Consider the following 14785-nt stretch of genomic DNA (forward strand, 5'->3'; position numbering starts at 1 on the left):
GCGGCGAACCAGAACCCGGTCGGGGTGATCCCTGCCGGGCTCTGGTTCTACAGCGGATTGACCGGCGCAGTCGTGGGCGGCGGCGGGACGGCCGGCGTGGGTGTGCCGGCCGGGTCGGGCTTCCGGCGCTCCCACGCGCTGACGCCGAGCCGGCCGGTGTTGCCGAGGTCGATCGGCCCGTCCAGGGCGACCGGGTGCGCCGGCCGGCCGGCCACCGGCGCGACGTCGAGTTCCCTGCCGTCGGTCGCCACCACCGTCGGGTCGGTGACCAGGTTCCGCCAGATCAGCGCCGCGCCGGCCCGCTCGCCGGGGGCCAGCACGATCCGGGTGGGCGGGTGGTCGAAGCCGGAGGTGATCGGCTTGGCGCCCGGGATGATCCGCACCTCGATCGGGTCGCCGTCGGCGTCCCGGAGCGTGACCGCCGGATAGCCGCGCAGCTCGTACGGCCGGTCGCCGCAGTTGAGCAGTTCCAGGCCCATCGCCCGCAGGCCCATCGCGGCGCTCACCCCGAGCCCGGTGATCGCGATGCCCTCCGGGGAGCAGGTGGCGGCGGGCGTGGGGTCGGCGGTGGGAGCGCCCGGTCGCGGCGGCGGGTCGGACAGTCCGTCCGCGGGCCCCCGGGCCGGGGTGCAGGCGGCCATCAGCGTCACGCCGGTGAGGACGCCGATCAGGCGCGCCGGTCTCCGCATCCGGCGATCATGCCACTCCGCCGCGCTCGGCGAGGACCGCGTCGAGCAGGCCCGGGTAGAGACGGTCCAGTTCCTCGCGGCGCAGCCGCACGTAGCGGGTGGTGCCGGCGACCCGGGTGCGGGTCAGGCCGGCCTCCCGCAGCACTTTGAGGTGGTGGCTGCGGGTGGCCTTGGAGACGCCGAACTCGAACGAGCCGCAGGCGTGTTCCCCGCCCGGCGCGAGCGCCCGCACGATCTGGAGCCGGACGTCGTCGGCCAGCGCCGCGAGCACGGCCGTGACCGGTACTGCGCGCAGCTCGGGTTCGTGCAGCTCCATGTGACTACGATAACCTATGTTCGACAACCGTCGAACAAGCTCCTAGAGTCGTGCCGTTGGTTCGACGGTATTCGAACATAGGAGCTGCGATGCGTTCCCGTCACGCCACCCTCCCGATCTTCGCCGCGGTCAGCTGGGGCGTCATGTTCCCCGTGCTCGCCAGCGCGCTCACCCGCGTGGACGCGCTCAACCTGACCACCGCCCGCTACGTGCTCGCCACCGCCGTGCTGCTCGCCCTGCTGCTGGCCCGCGAGGGGGTCGCCGCCCTGGCCACCCAGCGGCGCGGCGTCGAGGTGGTGCTCCTCGGCGCGCTCGGCTTCGCCGGGTTCAACACGCTGATGAACCTCGCCCTCGGCCACGCCGCACCGCAGCAGATCGCGCTGTTCGCGGCCACCGTGCCGCTGGTCACCCAGTTCGTCCGCTGGGCGCGCGACGGCGTCCGCCCGCGTCCGGCGCTGCTCGGCATCTCGCTCGTCGCCCTGGCCGGCGTCGGTCTGGTGATCACCCGCGGCCGGCTCGACGGACTGGGCCAGTTCGGCTGGGGCGGGCTGCTCATGATCGGCGCCGTGCTCGGCTGGGCGTTCTACACCCACGGCGCGAGCCGGTTCCCGGAGTGGTCCGCGCTGCGCTACACCACGCTGACCGCCGTCGCGGGCATGCTCGCCATGCTCGCCGCCAGCGCCGTCGCCGACCTCACCGGGCTCCAGCACGCCCCGGCCGCCGCCGACCTCGTCGCGATCGCTCCCCAGCTCGCGTACGCGGTGCTGGTCGCCGCCGTCCTCGCGGTGCTGGCGTGGAACACCGGCGTACGGCGGCTCGGCCCGGCCGACGCCGCGCTGTTCATGAACCTGGTGCCGGTGGCCACGTTCGCGGTGCAGATCCTGCGCGGCTACCGCCCGGTCGCGCTGGAGCTGGTGGGCGCCGGGCTGACCATCGCCGCCCTGGTGGCCGCGAACCTCGTCACCCGTACCCGGTCGGCAGCGCCGGCCACGACGGCGCCGGAGCCGGTCGCGGTGGTGGACCGGCCCGCGGTGGTGGACCCGGTCGCGGTGGTCGGACGCTGAGCCGGCCCACAGCGTGGGATCCCGGGGTGGCGCGGCCGTGAGCAGCGCCTAGACTCGGCGGCACAACTGAATACCTCATCCAGAGGGGCTGAGGGATACGGCCCGACGACGCCCCGGCAACCACCCGCACGCTCGACGACGAGCGACGGCGGGCAGGTGCCAATTCCGTCCCCGCCGCACCCGGCGATGCGGGGAAAGATGAGAGGAAATCCTCGACATGACGTCGACGCTTCCCGTCGCCACCGGTATCGACACCACCCTCAGCCCGGCCCGCGCCCTGGTCTGCCGCGCCTGTTCGGCGCGGTACCCGCTCGCCGCCCAGCACGCCTGTTACGAGTGTTTCGGGCCGCTGGAGGTCGACTACGACACCGCCGCGCTGGCCACCGTCACCCGCGAGCGGATCGAGGCCGGTCCGGACAACATCTGGCGGTACGCGGCGCTGCTGCCGGCCGGTCAGGACCCGGCCATCCGGGTCACGCTCGACCCGGGGCTGACCCCGCTCGTCGCCGCTCCGCACCTCGCCGCCGAGCTGGGGCTCACCGCGCCGCTCTGGGTCAAGGACGACAGCGCGAACCCCACCCACTCGTTCAAGGACCGGGTCGTCTCGGTGGCGCTCACCGCGGCCCGGGCGCTCGGCTTCTCCCGTTACGCCTGCGCGTCCACCGGCAACCTCGCCAACTCCGTCGCCGCGCACGCGGCCCGGGCCGGCGTGCCGTCGATCGTCTTCATCCCCGGCGACCTGGAGCAGGGCAAGGTCGTCACCACCGCTGTCTACGGCGGCGACCTGGTCGCCATCGACGGCTCGTACGACGACGTGAACCGGCTCTGCGGCGAGCTGGTGGAGACCGACGAGTTCGAGGACACCGCGTTCGTCAACGTGAACGTGCGCCCCTACTACGCGGAGGGCTCCAAGACGCTCGGCTACGAGGTGGCCGAGCAGCTCGGCTGGCGGATCCCGGCCCAGGTGGTCATCCCGATGGCCAGCGGCGAGCTGCTCACCAAGATCGACAAGGCGTTCACCGAGCTGGTCGAGATCGGGCTGGTCGAGGCGCCGGCCGGCGGCTGGAAGGTGTTCGGCGCGCAGTCGGCCGGCTGCAACCCGATCGCCACCGCGCTGCACGGCGACACCGACACGATCACACCGGTCAAGCCGGCCGGCATCGCCAAGTCGCTGAACATCGGCGACCCGGCCGCCGGGCTGTACGCGCTGGAGGCGGTCCGCCGTACCGGCGGCTGGATGGACTACGCCGACGACGACGAGATCCGCGCCGGCATCCGGCTGCTCGCCCGTACCACCGGGGTGTTCGCCGAGACGGCGGGCGGCGTGACGGTCGCGGTGCTGCGCAAGCTGGTCGAGTCCGGCCGGCTCGACCCGGCCGCCGAGACGGTCGTGTTCAACACCGGCGAGGGCCTGAAGACGCTCGACGCGGTGGCCGCCCAGGTCGGCCCCACCCACCGCATCAAGCCCAGCCTGCGCGCCGCCCGCGACGCCGGCCTCCTCGCCTGACCCGGAGCCGGCCTCGGCCGGGTGGGGGAGGTGGGCTCGCCCGGGTGGGGGATCGGGTGAGACCGGTGGGTAACCGGTGATGTGCGGTGAGTGCCAGAAAACCGCCCTCAAGGACTTGACGGCAGGAACCGGACGGCGCAAGATGCTTCGTGCGGGAGGGCATCCGCCGGAGACTTTTCAAGTTCTTGCGACCCAACGCCGGAGGCGTTGTGCGGACGTCCCTCCCGACCAACGTCCGAAGGGGCCGGCGGAAAACCGCTGGCCCCTTCGCTGTGTCCGGCACACCCTTGGTGGCATGACGCTCACCGTGACGCCCCTGGACCCGGCCGACCGGCAGACGCTCGACGCGGTCTACCGGATCGCGTGCGCCGCGCAGGCCGTCGACGAGCCGGACCTGCCCGACCCCTGCCGGCGGCGGTTCGAGGCGCCGCTGTCGCATCCGATGCCCGGCATCGACACGCGCTGGCTGGTGGCCCGCCTCGGCGGGTCGCCGGTCGGCTGGCTGCGGCTCTACCTGCACACGATCGACAACACCGAGAACGCGAGCGTCGAACTGACAGTGGACCCGGCGTACCGGCGGCGGGGGATCGGGCGCGCGCTGCACGAGCACGGGGTGCGGCTGCTGCGGGAGCACGGGGGCAAGCGGCTCGTCGGCGCGACGGTCGCCGCGCTGCCCGGCGAGGAGGACCGGGTGTTCCCCGGTGCCGCGTTCGCCGCCGCCATGGGCGCCAAACCGGCGCTGGCCGACGTCCGCCGCCGCCTCGACGTGGCCGGGCTCGACCGCGACCGGCTGTCCGCGCTGCTGGCCGAGGCCCGCGCCGCGGCGACCGGATACCGGCCGGTGCGGTGGCGCGACCACACCCCTGAGGAGTACGTCGCGGACGTCGCCTACCTCCAGGGCCGGCTGCTGGTCGACGCGCCGATGGGTGAGCTGGACTGGGAGCCGGAGCAGATGGACGCGGCGCGGGTGCGGGACGCGGAGCGGGCGCTGGACGCCCGGGGCGTACGCCGGTACAACACCGGCGTGGTGCACGAGGCGTCCGGCAGGCTGGTCGGCTGGACCCAGCTCGGCCTGGACGCGGGCAGCACCGGTCACGCCTGGCAGGAGATCACCATCGTCGACCCCGACCACCGCGGCCACCGGCTCGGCCTGCTCTGCAAGGCCGGAAACCTGGCGTACGCGCTGGCGCACGAACCGGCGTTGCGGGTCGTCGACACCTGGAACGCGGCGGCGAACCGCCACATGATCGGGATCAACGAACAGCTCGGCTTCCGCCCCGCCGCCGGTTCCGTCGACTGGCAGTTGACGATCTGAGTTGTGACACGCCCCTACTGATCTGGTGCCTTCCTGTTGCATGATGGCGGGCATGACGGAGACCCCGCACCCCCTGTACGACAGGCACCGCGAGACCCTCGACCGGGCGCTGACCGCCATCGCGGAGCGCGGGTACTGGTCGGCCTACCCCGAGTCGCCCAGCCCCCGGGTGTACGGCGAGACCGCCGCCGCCGACGGGAAGGCCGCCTTCGAGGCGTACCTGGGCGAGGACTTCCCGCTCGACCAGGCCGGTGACGGCACCACAGTGGCCACCGAGGTCAGCCCGTTCGGGGTGGCGCTGGACGTGCGCTACCCGCACGCGGGCGCCGACCAGCTGGTGTCCGCCGCGAACGCCGCGCTGCCCGCCTGGCGCGACGCGGGCCCGCAGGCCCGGGCCGGTGTCTGCCTGGAGATCCTGAACCGGCTGCACCGCAACGTGTTCGAGCTGGCGAACGCGGTGCAGTTCACCAGCGGCCAGGCGTTCGTGATGGCGTTCCAGGCCGGTGGCGCGCACGCGCTGGACCGGGCGCTGGAGGCGGTCGCCTACGCGTACGCGGAGATGACCCGCCACCCGGGGACGGCCGGCTGGGAGAAGGCCGCCGGCAAGGGCGACCCGCTGCGGATGACCAAGACGTTCCACGTGGTGCCGCGCGGGGTCGCGCTGGTCATCGGCTGCAACACGTTCCCGACCTGGAACTCGTACCCCGGTCTGTTCGCCTCGCTCGCCACCGGCAACCCGGTGGTGGTGAAGCCGCACCCGCGCGCGGTGCTGCCGCTGGCGATCACCGTCAGGTACGCCCGCCAGGTGCTCGCCGAGGCCGGCTTCGACCCGAACCTGGTGCAGCTCGCCCCCGAGACCGACGGCGAGAAGCTCGCCACCACGCTGGCCCTGCACCCGGCCGTCAAGATCGTCGACTTCACCGGCTCCACCGAGTACGGCGACTGGCTGGAGGCGAACGCCCGGCAGGCCGCCGTCTACACCGAGAAGGCCGGCCTGAACACGGTGGTGATCGACTCCACCGACGACTTCGCCGGGCTCTGCCGCAACCTGGGCTTCACGCTGACGCTGTACAGCGGCCAGATGTGCACCACCTCGCAGAACCTGCTGATCCCGCGCGACGGTATCGAAACCGACCAGGGGCACAAGAGCTTCGACGAGGTGGCCGCCGGGATCGCCGGCGCGGTCGCCAAGTTGACCGCCGACCCGGCCCGGGGCGTCGAGCTGACCGGCGCGATCGTCAACGACGGCGTGCTGGAGCGGCTGGAGGAGGTCACCAAGGTCGGCGAGCCGGTGCTGGAGTCGCGCACCGTCGAGCACCCGTCCTTCCCCGGCGCGGTGGTGCGTACGCCGACTGTGGTGAAGCTGGACGCGTCCGACACCGCGACCTACTCGCGGGAGTGGTTCGGGCCGATCTCGTTCGCGATCGCCACCGACTCCACCGAGCACAGCCTGCGCATCCTGCGCGAGACGGTGGGAGAGAAGGGTGCGCTCACAGCGGGCGTCTACTCCACCGACGAGGCGGTGCTGGACGAGGCCGAGAAGGCGGCGATCGACGCCGGGGTGCACCTGTCCTGCAACCTGACCGGCGGGGTGTTCGTCAACCAGTCGGCGGCGTTCTCCGACTTCCACGGCTCGGGCGCGAACGCGGCGGCCAACTCGGCGCTGACCGACGGCGCGTACGTCGCCAACCGGTTCCGCATCGTGCAGAGCCGCCGGCACGTCTGAGTCACCGCATCCCGGGTGCGTCGGTCGTCGCGGTGACGACCGGCGCACCCGGCGGCGTCCTCAGGCCGGGCGGCGCATCTGGAGTTCGTGCAGGCCGGTGATCCGGGGGTGCGGCACCCGTACCCCCGTGTCCACGAAGCCCAGCTTCTGATAGGCCCGGTAGGCGCGGTCGTTGCCGACCACCACCTCCATCATCAGCTCGGGCCGTCCGCAGGCGCGCGACCAGGCCGCCACCTCGTCGACGAGCGCCGCCAGCAGGCCGCTGCCCCGCCGGGCCGGCGTCACGTAGACCGCGTAGACGAGCGTCAGGCCCGGCTCGTCCGGCGCGGCGATGCCGCCGGCGTGGCCGACCAGACGGCCGCCCGGGTCGGCCACGAACTGCGCGGTGTGGTCGCCCCGGGAGACGGCCGCGACCCGGGCCGCGAACTCCGCGTGCGGCCGGGCGGCGGCCTCGGCCACCGTCTCCAGGAAGGCCAGCGGGGAGTCGGCCAGCATCTCCAGCCGGAGCGCCCGCATCCGGGCGGCGTCGGTCGGCCGGACCCGGCGGACGGTGGTCGTGGTGGTCGCGCTGGTCATGCCGCATGCATACCGGACGGTTCGCGGTGGGTGTGCGACAGGCCCGCGTACGCCCCGGAATATGCCCGATTTGTGGTCGTGCGCCGTCGTCACGCCTCGTGTAGCGTGCGATTTCGGTCACTGAATTCAGCATCACCGATCGCTGAATCGGTGCGCCGCCGGTGCCGGTCCGCCGGTCTCCGGGTGTTGGAACGCCGCGCAGAGTGAGGAAGTGCACCGTGGCACAGGGCACCGTGAAGTGGTTCAACGCCGAAAAGGGCTACGGCTTCATCGCCGTCGACGGCGGGCAGGACGTCTTCGTCCACTTCTCCGCGATCGAGATGGACGGCTACAAGGCGCTCGACGACGGTCAGCGGGTCGAGTTCGAGATCGCGCAGGGGCAGAAGGGTCCGCAGGCCGAGCGGGTCCGCGTCATCGCCTGAACCGCGGCGGGCGGTGCTCCCGCAATCGGACCCCGGACCGGGGGCTGCGTTGCGGCCGGCCACCATGGAAGATCATGAGCCGTTCCAGCCGTAGTCGCTGAGGAGGGCCCATGTCCGATCTGCCCCCGTCGGGTTCCACCGAGCCGGCGGCGTCCGGCCCTCCGGCCGACCCGACCGCGCCCCCACCTCCTGCTGCCGATCCGGCACCGGGACCGTCTGGGGCCACCGGAGGGGCCACGCCCGGCTCCGGCGCGTCCGGGGCCGACCCGTGGGCCGGTCATACCGGCCCCGTGCCGATCGTGCCCGACCAGCCGGGGTACGACAGCCCGCAGCCCGGCGTCCCGAACCCGGCCGGCCAACCCGCCTGGGGCGCCCCGCCGGGCTGGACCGCGCCGGGCGACGTCCCACCCGGCCACACCCCGCAGGGCTGGACCGCGCCGGGCACCTCGCCGCACGGCTGGACCGCGCCGGGCACTCCACCCCAGGGCTGGACCGCTCCGCCGGGTACTCCGCCGCCGGGCTGGGGCGGCGGCCCCGCGTACCCGGGCTATCCGATGCCCGGCGCGGCCTACCCGGTCCCCGGTGCGGCGTACCCGGTGCCGGCCGGTCCCGGGGCGTACGCCGGTTGGTATCCCGGCATCGACCCGCAGGATCCGCTCGTCAACCCGCCGCACGCGGGCATCGGTCCCTGGTTCGCCCGCTGCACCGCGGCGCTGCGGCGCGGCTGGCGGCAACTGCTGCCGATCGTGCTGCTCACCCAGGTGGTCCCGGCGGCGGTGATCGGCGTCCTCACGCTCGTCTTCAGTCCGGAGGGCGAGCTGGCGACCGCCCCGGACGGCGCGCCGGTGCTGCCGGCCGGTTTCTGGGGGCAGATGTTCGCCTTCTACGGCGTGCTCCTGGCCGCCGGCTTGGTCTTCGGCCTGCTCCAGGCGACGGGCTGGGCCGCCGGCACCTGGGTGGTCGCCCGCCAGGCGGCCGGCGAACCGACCGGACTCGGCGCCGCCTTCCGGTACGGGCTGCGCCGTGCCCTCGGCCTGTGGGGCTGGACCCTCCTGGTCTCGCTGCTGGTCATGATCGGCAGTTGCTTCTGCCTGCTGCCCGGCCTCTACGCCGCGTTCGCGCTGGCCCTGTTCGGCCCGGTCTACCTGTTCGAGCGGCGGGAGCCGATCGGGCGGGCGTGGCGGATGTTCCACAACCGGTTCGGCATGGTGCTGGGCCGGGTCGCGCTGGTGATCGCGGTACTCCTCGCGGCAACGGTGCTCGACGCCGTGGTGGGCGGGATCAGCGGGGCGGCGTTCGGTGTCGAGCCGATGAACGCCGTCGGCACCGCGATCGGCGCCGTGGCGCTGGCCGTATTCGGCGCCCTGCTGGCTGCCCCGGCGTACCTGGCGCAGCAGGTCGGGCTGGTCGTCACGTACGCCGAACAGCGGGCTCAGGAAGGCCCGGTGAACGCGGCCCGGCTGGCGGCGGAACTCGGCTGAGCGGGGCTGTCGTGCTTGCACTCGGCTAGGGAGAGTGCTAAACAAGTCATTGGCACTCGCGTACGGTGAGTGCCAGAAGGTCGGGGCGGTAGGGCCACGGCCGCGCCGGTGTCCGAAGGGGCGCCGGAGCGGTACGAGGCCGGTCGTCGCGGGCTGTCCGGCCCGACCGAGGAGACGTCGTCGTCGCCAGGTGGCGACGTCCCCAAGGTGCGTACACCAGACGGCCCATCCGGGCATCCGGGTGGCCCGTGAGTGTCCAGGAGGACAACGCCGTATGGCCAAGATGATCGCGTTCGACGAAGAGGCGCGCCGCGGCCTCGAGCGGGGCATGAACCAGCTCGCCGACGCCGTGAAGGTGACCCTCGGCCCCAAGGGCCGCAACGTCGTGCTCGAGAAGAAGTGGGGTGCCCCCACCATCACCAACGATGGTGTGAGCATCGCCAAGGAGATCGAGCTCGAGGACCCGTACGAGAAGATCGGCGCCGAGCTGGTCAAGGAGGTCGCGAAGAAGACCGACGACGTCGCCGGTGACGGCACGACGACGGCGACCGTCCTGGCCCAGGCCCTGGTCCGTGAGGGTCTGCGCAACGTGGCCGCCGGCGCCAACCCGATGGCCCTGAAGCGGGGCATCGAGGCGGCCGTGGCCAACGTCTCGGAGGAGCTGCTCAAGCTCGCCAAGGACGTGGAGACCAAGGAGCAGATCGCCTCCACCGCCTCCATCTCCGCCGCCGACCCCAGCGTCGGCGAGATCATCGCCGAGGCGATGGACAAGGTGGGCAAGGAAGGTGTCATCACCGTCGAGGAGAGCAACACCTTCGGCCTGGAGCTCGAGCTCACCGAGGGCATGCGCTTCGACAAGGGCTACATCTCCGCCTACTTCATGACCGACCCGGAGCGTATGGAGGCCGTCTTCGACGACCCGTACATCCTGATCGTCAACAGCAAGATCTCGTCGGTGAAGGACCTGCTCCCGATCCTGGAGAAGGTCATGCAGTCGGGCAAGCCGCTGCTGATCATCGCCGAGGACCTGGAGGGCGAGGCCCTCGCCACCCTGGTGGTCAACAAGGTCCGTGGCACCTTCAAGTCGGTCGCCGTCAAGGCGCCGGGCTTCGGTGACCGCCGCAAGGCCATGCTGACCGACATCGCCATCCTCACCGGTGGCCAGGTCATCAGCGAGGAGGTCGGCCTCAAGCTGGACGCGACCGGCCTCGAGATGCTGGGCCGCGCCCGCAAGGTCGTGGTGACCAAGGACGAGACCACCATCGTCGACGGTGCCGGCGACGCCGAGCAGATCCAGGGCCGGGTGAACCAGATCCGGGCCGAGATCGACAAGAGCGACTCCGACTACGACCGGGAGAAGCTGCAGGAGCGTCTGGCCAAGCTGGCCGGCGGTGTTGCGGTGATCAAGGTCGGCGCGGCCACCGAGGTCGAGCTGAAGGAGCGCAAGCACCGCATCGAGGACGCCGTTCGCAACGCGAAGGCCGCCGTCGAGGAGGGCATCGTCCCGGGTGGCGGCGTCGCGCTGGTGCAGGCCGGCAAGACCGCCTTCGACAAGCTGGACCTGGCCGGCGACGAGGCCACCGGCGCGCAGATCGTCAAGATCGCGCTGGACGCCCCGCTGCGGCAGATCGCCGTCAACGCCGGCATGGAGGGTGGCGTCGTCGTCGAGCGCGTCCGCAACCTCGACCCGGGTCACGGCCTCAACGCCGCGACCGGCGAGTACGTGGACCTGCTGGCCGCGGGCATCATCGACCCGGCCAAGGTGACCCGTTCCGCGCTGCAGAACGCCGCCTCGATCGCCGCGCTGTTCCTCACCACCGAGGCCGTCGTGGCGGACAAGCCGGAGAAGACCCCGGCCGCCCCGGCCGGTCCGGGTGGCGGGGAGATGGACTTCTGAGTCCAGCTCCACCCAGTTACGCCGAAGGGGGCGGGCCGCGTCAGCGGTCCGCCCCCTTTCGCGTACCCGGCTCAGGTGGGCAGCGGGCGCTGGTTGCGCCGCTTGTGCGCCCTGTCGTACGGCGGTGGCGGCCGCCTCGGCTCGTCCACCGGCTGCCGTTGCTCCTCCACCGGTGGCCCGTCGGTGCCGGTGAGCTCGGCGAGCTGCTCGGCGTCGCCGACGTCGAGCCGGTCGAACGGGAGCTGGCCGGGAAGCTCGTCGGCCGGGCGCCGGGCCGCCGCCGGATCCTCGGCCCGTTCGTCATTCGTGGTCATGCACCGCCTCCTCTGCTCCGACCGTAGAGCCCGGTCGATGGCGAAGGAGGCCGAATGGCGCTATTGACGTCTATGCCCCTTTGATGGCTTTCCGGTAGAGGAAGAACACCCGCTCGATCCGGGCCCCGGCCGCGTTCGAGTAGAACGGCACCGGTCCGACCCAGCCGATCTGCGCCGCGGTGATCCCGGCGGCCGCCTGGTCGCGCAGGCAGCGGCGCAACAGCACGCCACCGATCCCGGATCCCTCCGCCGCCGGTGCGGTGCCCATCGGCCCGAACCAGCTCGGCCGCGCCGACCCGTACGCGGCGAACCCGAGGATCTCGCCGTCCCGCTCGGCGAGGTGCACTCCCGCGTCCGGCCGCCCCAGCGAACCGGCCAGCTCACCGTCCCAGGCGCCGCCGAACGTGGACCGGGCGAACGCGGCGAGCGCCGGCAGGTCGTCGGCGCCGGCCCGGCGTACCGTCACGCCCCGCCCGGCCAGCCGCTGCTCGGCGGCCCCGGTCGGACGCAGCGCCGCCGACCCCTCGGACAGGTCGGCGGTCATGTTCCAGGCGGTACGGTCCTGCCGGTAGCCGAGCCGCTGCGCGGCGCAGACCGCCGGCGTGTAGCGCACGTCGATGCCCGGCCAGGCGTAGTGCGGCGGGTTGCCGGCGAGCAGCACCTCGGCCGCCCCGAGCGCGCCGAGCCGGCTCTCCGCCTCGGCCAGCAGCGCCCCGCCCACACCCTGGCGGCGGTCCGTCGGCGCCACCGCGACCAGGTCGACGTGGCCCAGGCGCGGATCGGCCGCCGACAGCGACCCGACGAGTACGCCCACCAGCGCGCCGTCGCGTACCGCGCCGAGGCGCAGCACCGGACGGTCGGCCTCGGCCCGCTCCGCCACGGTGAGCACCACCGCTGACGCCTCGGCCGCGTCCTCCGGCAGGTCGAACGACAGCCGGCACAGCTCGACCACCTCGGGCAGCCGGTCCCGGCCCAGCTCGATGATCTCCACGTCCATGGACGCCGACCCTAGAACATCGGCAGGCCAATGGACAGGGTTGTTAACCGGTCGCCGCGGACCGGGCCGCGCGCACCGCCGCGTACGCGTCCACCAGCCCGGCGCCGGAGACGTCCTGCGGTCCGCCGCAGGCGTCCGCCCCGGCGGGCTGGGCGACCGGCTGCGCGGTGTCGCGCAGGATCGCCCGGGTCCGTTCCAGGTCCCCGACCAGCGCCGGATTCGCCGACCACATCAGCGCCACCACGCCCGCGACCTGCGGCGTGGCCATCGAGGTGCCGTCCAGGGTGGCGTACCCGCCGCCCGGCATCGCGGAGAGCACCGCGGCACCGGGGGCGACCAGGTCCGGCTTGGCCCGGCCGTCCGGCGCCGGGCCGCGGCTGGAGAACTCGGTGACGCGCCGCTGCCGGTCCACCGCCCCGACGGTCAGCACGTCCGGGTACGGCGCGGGCGCGTCCGCGATCGAGCCGCACGACGGGCCGGTGTTCCCCGCCGCGGCCACCACGAGGATGCCCGCCGCGGTCAGCGCGGCGGTCGCCGGTCGCAGCGCACCCGGGTCGCACCCCTCCACCGGCGGGCAGCCCCACGAGTTGGTGAGCACGTCCGGGGCGCGGGAGGGACGGCCGTCGGTGAGCGGGTCCCCGCCGTCCGGGAACGGGGCCAGCATGAACTGGAGGCAGTCGAGGTAGCGGGCCGGGCTGCCCATGTTGCGGTCCAGGTTGACGCAGCCGACCCAGCTCGCGCCCGGCGCCACGCCGATCCCGTCCCGGCCCACCGCGCTGCCGAGCGTGTGGGTGCCGTGGCCACCCCGGTCGGCCGGGGAGCGGCGGCCCTCCCACGGGTCGTACCACGAGTCGTCGCCGCCCCGGAAGCCGTCCGCGAGCGCCGGGTGCCGGCCGTCCACCCCGGAGTCGGAGCTGCCCACCACCACGCCGGACCCGGTGACGCCCAGCTCGGACCAGACCCGGTCCGCGCCGATCAGCGAGACGTTCCAGGCCGGGCCGGCCGGTGCCGGCGCGTCGCCGCGCGCCTGCGGGGCCGGCGCGGGCAGCGGGCGCAGCCGCTGGCTGACCAGCACCCGGGCCACCTCGGGACGGCTGGACAGCCAGGCCCGTACCGCCGGGCCGCCGTCCGTCTCGATCGCGTTCACCAGGTAGTACGGCGTCGGGTTCAGCCGCATCCCGGTCAGCTTGCGGCGCAGGTCGCCCTGCGTGCGGTCGGCGGTGGCCACCAGCCGCCGGTAGACCTCGGTCGCCCGGGCGTCCCGCCCGGCCCGGCCCGGCGTCCCGGCCGGCAGGCCGGTCAGGTCGGCCTGCTCGCGCAGCACCACGAGCAGCCGCTCGCCGTACAGTCCCGGCCGGCCGGGAACGACGTACACCACGGCGACGGCGGCGAGCAGCGCGGCGGCTGCGAGCGCGGCCGGACCGCGCCGGGGCGCGCGGGCGCGGGACCGGGCGAGCAGCACGCCGTACCCGACGGCCAGGACGACCGCGACGGCGAACGCCACGCCGGTGCCGACCGCGACCCAGAACGGCGTGTCGCGGGTCGCGGAGAGCAGGAGGCTGACCTCCTCCGGGTCGGTGAAGGCGAGCGGGCCGAGCAGGGCGAGCCCGACCAGCCGGCGCGCCGGCGCGGAGCCGGCCGGGCGGCCCGCGTGGCGGGCCGCCGCCTCCAGCGCGGCCAGCACGAAACCGAGCGGCGGCAGCAGGAGCAGCGCCGGCAACTGCATGCCCGACTGCCCGGCACCGGCGGCGAGCGGCGTCAGCGCCACGCCCGCGACCAGACCGCCGACCAGCACCAGCCGGGCCGGACCCGGCCCGAACGCGGCCCAGAAGCCGGCGCCGAGAAGCGCCCCGGCGAGCGCGCCCAGCGCGGCGGCGGCCAGGCCGGCGAGCAGCGTCTCCAGCGCACCGCCCAGCGCGCCCACCCAGGCCCAGGGCAGCAGCACGGCCAGACCGGCCGCGATCGCCAGCAGCGACACCGGCCCGAACCGGCCCTCCGGGACCGCGTCCACCACGACCGGCGGCCGGACGCGGCCGAGCCGGACGGCGGCGAGCGCGAGCGCCGCGGCGGTCACCGCGAGCGCGGCCAGGTACGCCTCGTGGTGCACCGGCGGCACCGTCCGCAGCAGCGTGGTCGCGCCGAGCGCGACCACGGCAGCGGTCCAGGCCCGGCCGGTCGCCCGCAGCGCGGGGGAGCGGGGCGCGAGCGCGAGCGCCAGCGCCGGGGCGCCGGCCAGCAGCACTGTGGCCACCGCGACCACCGGCCAGCCCGCCACCGGCCGGTCCGCGCCGATCACCAGCGCCACCTGGTCGACCAGCCAGCCGGTGATCTGGCCCGGCACGGTGACCAGCACGATCCACACCCCGGTCGCCACCGCCGCGACGACCGGCCACGGACCGGTCTCGCGCGGTGGCGGCGGCGGTACGGGGGCGGGCGGCGGGCCGGTCAGCATGGTCATCACGGTACGGCCGGGACGTGTCG

Annotated in this window: 13 protein-coding genes and 1 riboswitch; of the genes, 7 read left to right on the forward strand and 6 right to left on the reverse strand. The window is 74.0% G+C overall.

Annotated elements, in window-relative coordinates; genetic code table 11:
• Positions 1 to 47: 47 nt before the first annotated feature.
• The gene (locus ACN27C_RS10690; RefSeq protein WP_422751062.1) at positions 48 to 689 is read right to left on the reverse strand and encodes a DUF4232 domain-containing protein; all 642 of its coding nucleotides are present in this window, start codon (positions 687 to 689) and stop codon (positions 48 to 50) included.
• A gap of 7 nt (positions 690 to 696) precedes the next feature.
• Positions 697 to 1005, reverse strand: a complete 309-nt coding sequence (locus ACN27C_RS10695) for an ArsR/SmtB family transcription factor (RefSeq protein WP_422751063.1) — start codon at positions 1003 to 1005, stop codon at positions 697 to 699.
• An 89-nt stretch (positions 1006 to 1094) separates the two neighbouring features.
• Here ACN27C_RS10695 and ACN27C_RS10700 point away from each other — a divergent pair, with 89 nt between their 5' ends.
• The 4 genes from ACN27C_RS10700 to paaN all read left to right on the forward strand — a co-directional run bounded on the left by ACN27C_RS10700 (position 1095) and on the right by paaN (position 6617).
• On the forward strand, positions 1095 to 2069 hold the full coding sequence (locus ACN27C_RS10700; protein WP_422751064.1) for a DMT family transporter: 975 nt from the start codon (positions 1095 to 1097) through the stop codon (positions 2067 to 2069).
• A 72-nt stretch (positions 2070 to 2141) separates the two neighbouring features.
• Positions 2142 to 2274: riboswitch (SAM riboswitch) on the forward strand.
• A 12-nt stretch (positions 2275 to 2286) separates the two neighbouring features.
• On the forward strand, positions 2287 to 3576 hold the full coding sequence (gene thrC / locus ACN27C_RS10705) for a threonine synthase (protein WP_422751065.1): 1290 nt from the start codon (positions 2287 to 2289) through the stop codon (positions 3574 to 3576).
• A gap of 295 nt (positions 3577 to 3871) precedes the next feature.
• On the forward strand, positions 3872 to 4891 hold the full coding sequence (locus ACN27C_RS10710; RefSeq protein ID WP_252448317.1) for a GNAT family N-acetyltransferase: 1020 nt from the start codon (positions 3872 to 3874) through the stop codon (positions 4889 to 4891).
• Positions 4892 to 4943: 52 nt separating this feature from the next.
• Positions 4944 to 6617, forward strand: a complete 1674-nt coding sequence (gene paaN, locus ACN27C_RS10715; protein ID WP_422751066.1) for a phenylacetic acid degradation protein PaaN — start codon at positions 4944 to 4946, stop codon at positions 6615 to 6617.
• Positions 6618 to 6677: 60 nt separating this feature from the next.
• Here the strand turns inward: paaN and ACN27C_RS10720 are convergent, their stop codons facing one another.
• Positions 6678 to 7193, reverse strand: a complete 516-nt coding sequence (locus tag ACN27C_RS10720; protein ID WP_357799553.1) for a GNAT family N-acetyltransferase — start codon at positions 7191 to 7193, stop codon at positions 6678 to 6680.
• A gap of 218 nt (positions 7194 to 7411) precedes the next feature.
• Between ACN27C_RS10720 and ACN27C_RS10725 the strand changes: the two genes are divergently transcribed.
• The 3 genes from ACN27C_RS10725 (at position 7412) to groL (ending at position 10993) form a co-directional block, all read left to right on the forward strand.
• On the forward strand, positions 7412 to 7615 hold the full coding sequence (locus ACN27C_RS10725; protein ID WP_013288855.1) for a cold-shock protein: 204 nt from the start codon (positions 7412 to 7414) through the stop codon (positions 7613 to 7615).
• A 290-nt stretch (positions 7616 to 7905) separates the two neighbouring features.
• On the forward strand, positions 7906 to 9096 hold the full coding sequence (locus ACN27C_RS10730; protein ID WP_422751067.1) for a hypothetical protein: 1191 nt from the start codon (positions 7906 to 7908) through the stop codon (positions 9094 to 9096).
• 274 nt (positions 9097 to 9370) lie between these two features.
• Entirely contained in the window at positions 9371 to 10993 is a 1623-nt protein-coding gene (groL, locus tag ACN27C_RS10735) for a chaperonin GroEL (RefSeq protein ID WP_018787968.1), read from the forward strand.
• Between the two features lie 71 nt (positions 10994 to 11064).
• On the opposite strand, the gene ACN27C_RS10740 is transcribed toward groL, so the two are convergent.
• The 3 genes from ACN27C_RS10740 to ACN27C_RS10750 all read right to left on the reverse strand — a co-directional run bounded on the left by ACN27C_RS10740 (position 11065) and on the right by ACN27C_RS10750 (position 14762).
• The gene (locus tag ACN27C_RS10740) at positions 11065 to 11307 is read right to left on the reverse strand and encodes a hypothetical protein (protein WP_120572890.1); all 243 of its coding nucleotides are present in this window, start codon (positions 11305 to 11307) and stop codon (positions 11065 to 11067) included.
• Between the two features lie 70 nt (positions 11308 to 11377).
• Positions 11378 to 12304 (reverse strand): GNAT family N-acetyltransferase, encoded by a 927-nt coding sequence (locus ACN27C_RS10745; RefSeq protein WP_422751068.1) that lies wholly within the window; start codon positions 12302 to 12304, stop codon positions 11378 to 11380.
• Positions 12305 to 12347: 43 nt separating this feature from the next.
• Positions 12348 to 14762, reverse strand: coding sequence for a S8 family serine peptidase (locus ACN27C_RS10750; RefSeq protein WP_422751069.1), 2415 nt, complete (start codon positions 14760 to 14762; stop codon positions 12348 to 12350).
• Between the last annotated feature and the right edge of the window lie 23 nt (positions 14763 to 14785).

It is taken from the genome of Micromonospora sp. WMMD1219, assembly GCF_049315215.1.
GTDB classification, from domain to species: Bacteria; Actinomycetota; Actinomycetes; order Mycobacteriales; family Micromonosporaceae; genus Micromonospora; species Micromonospora tulbaghiae.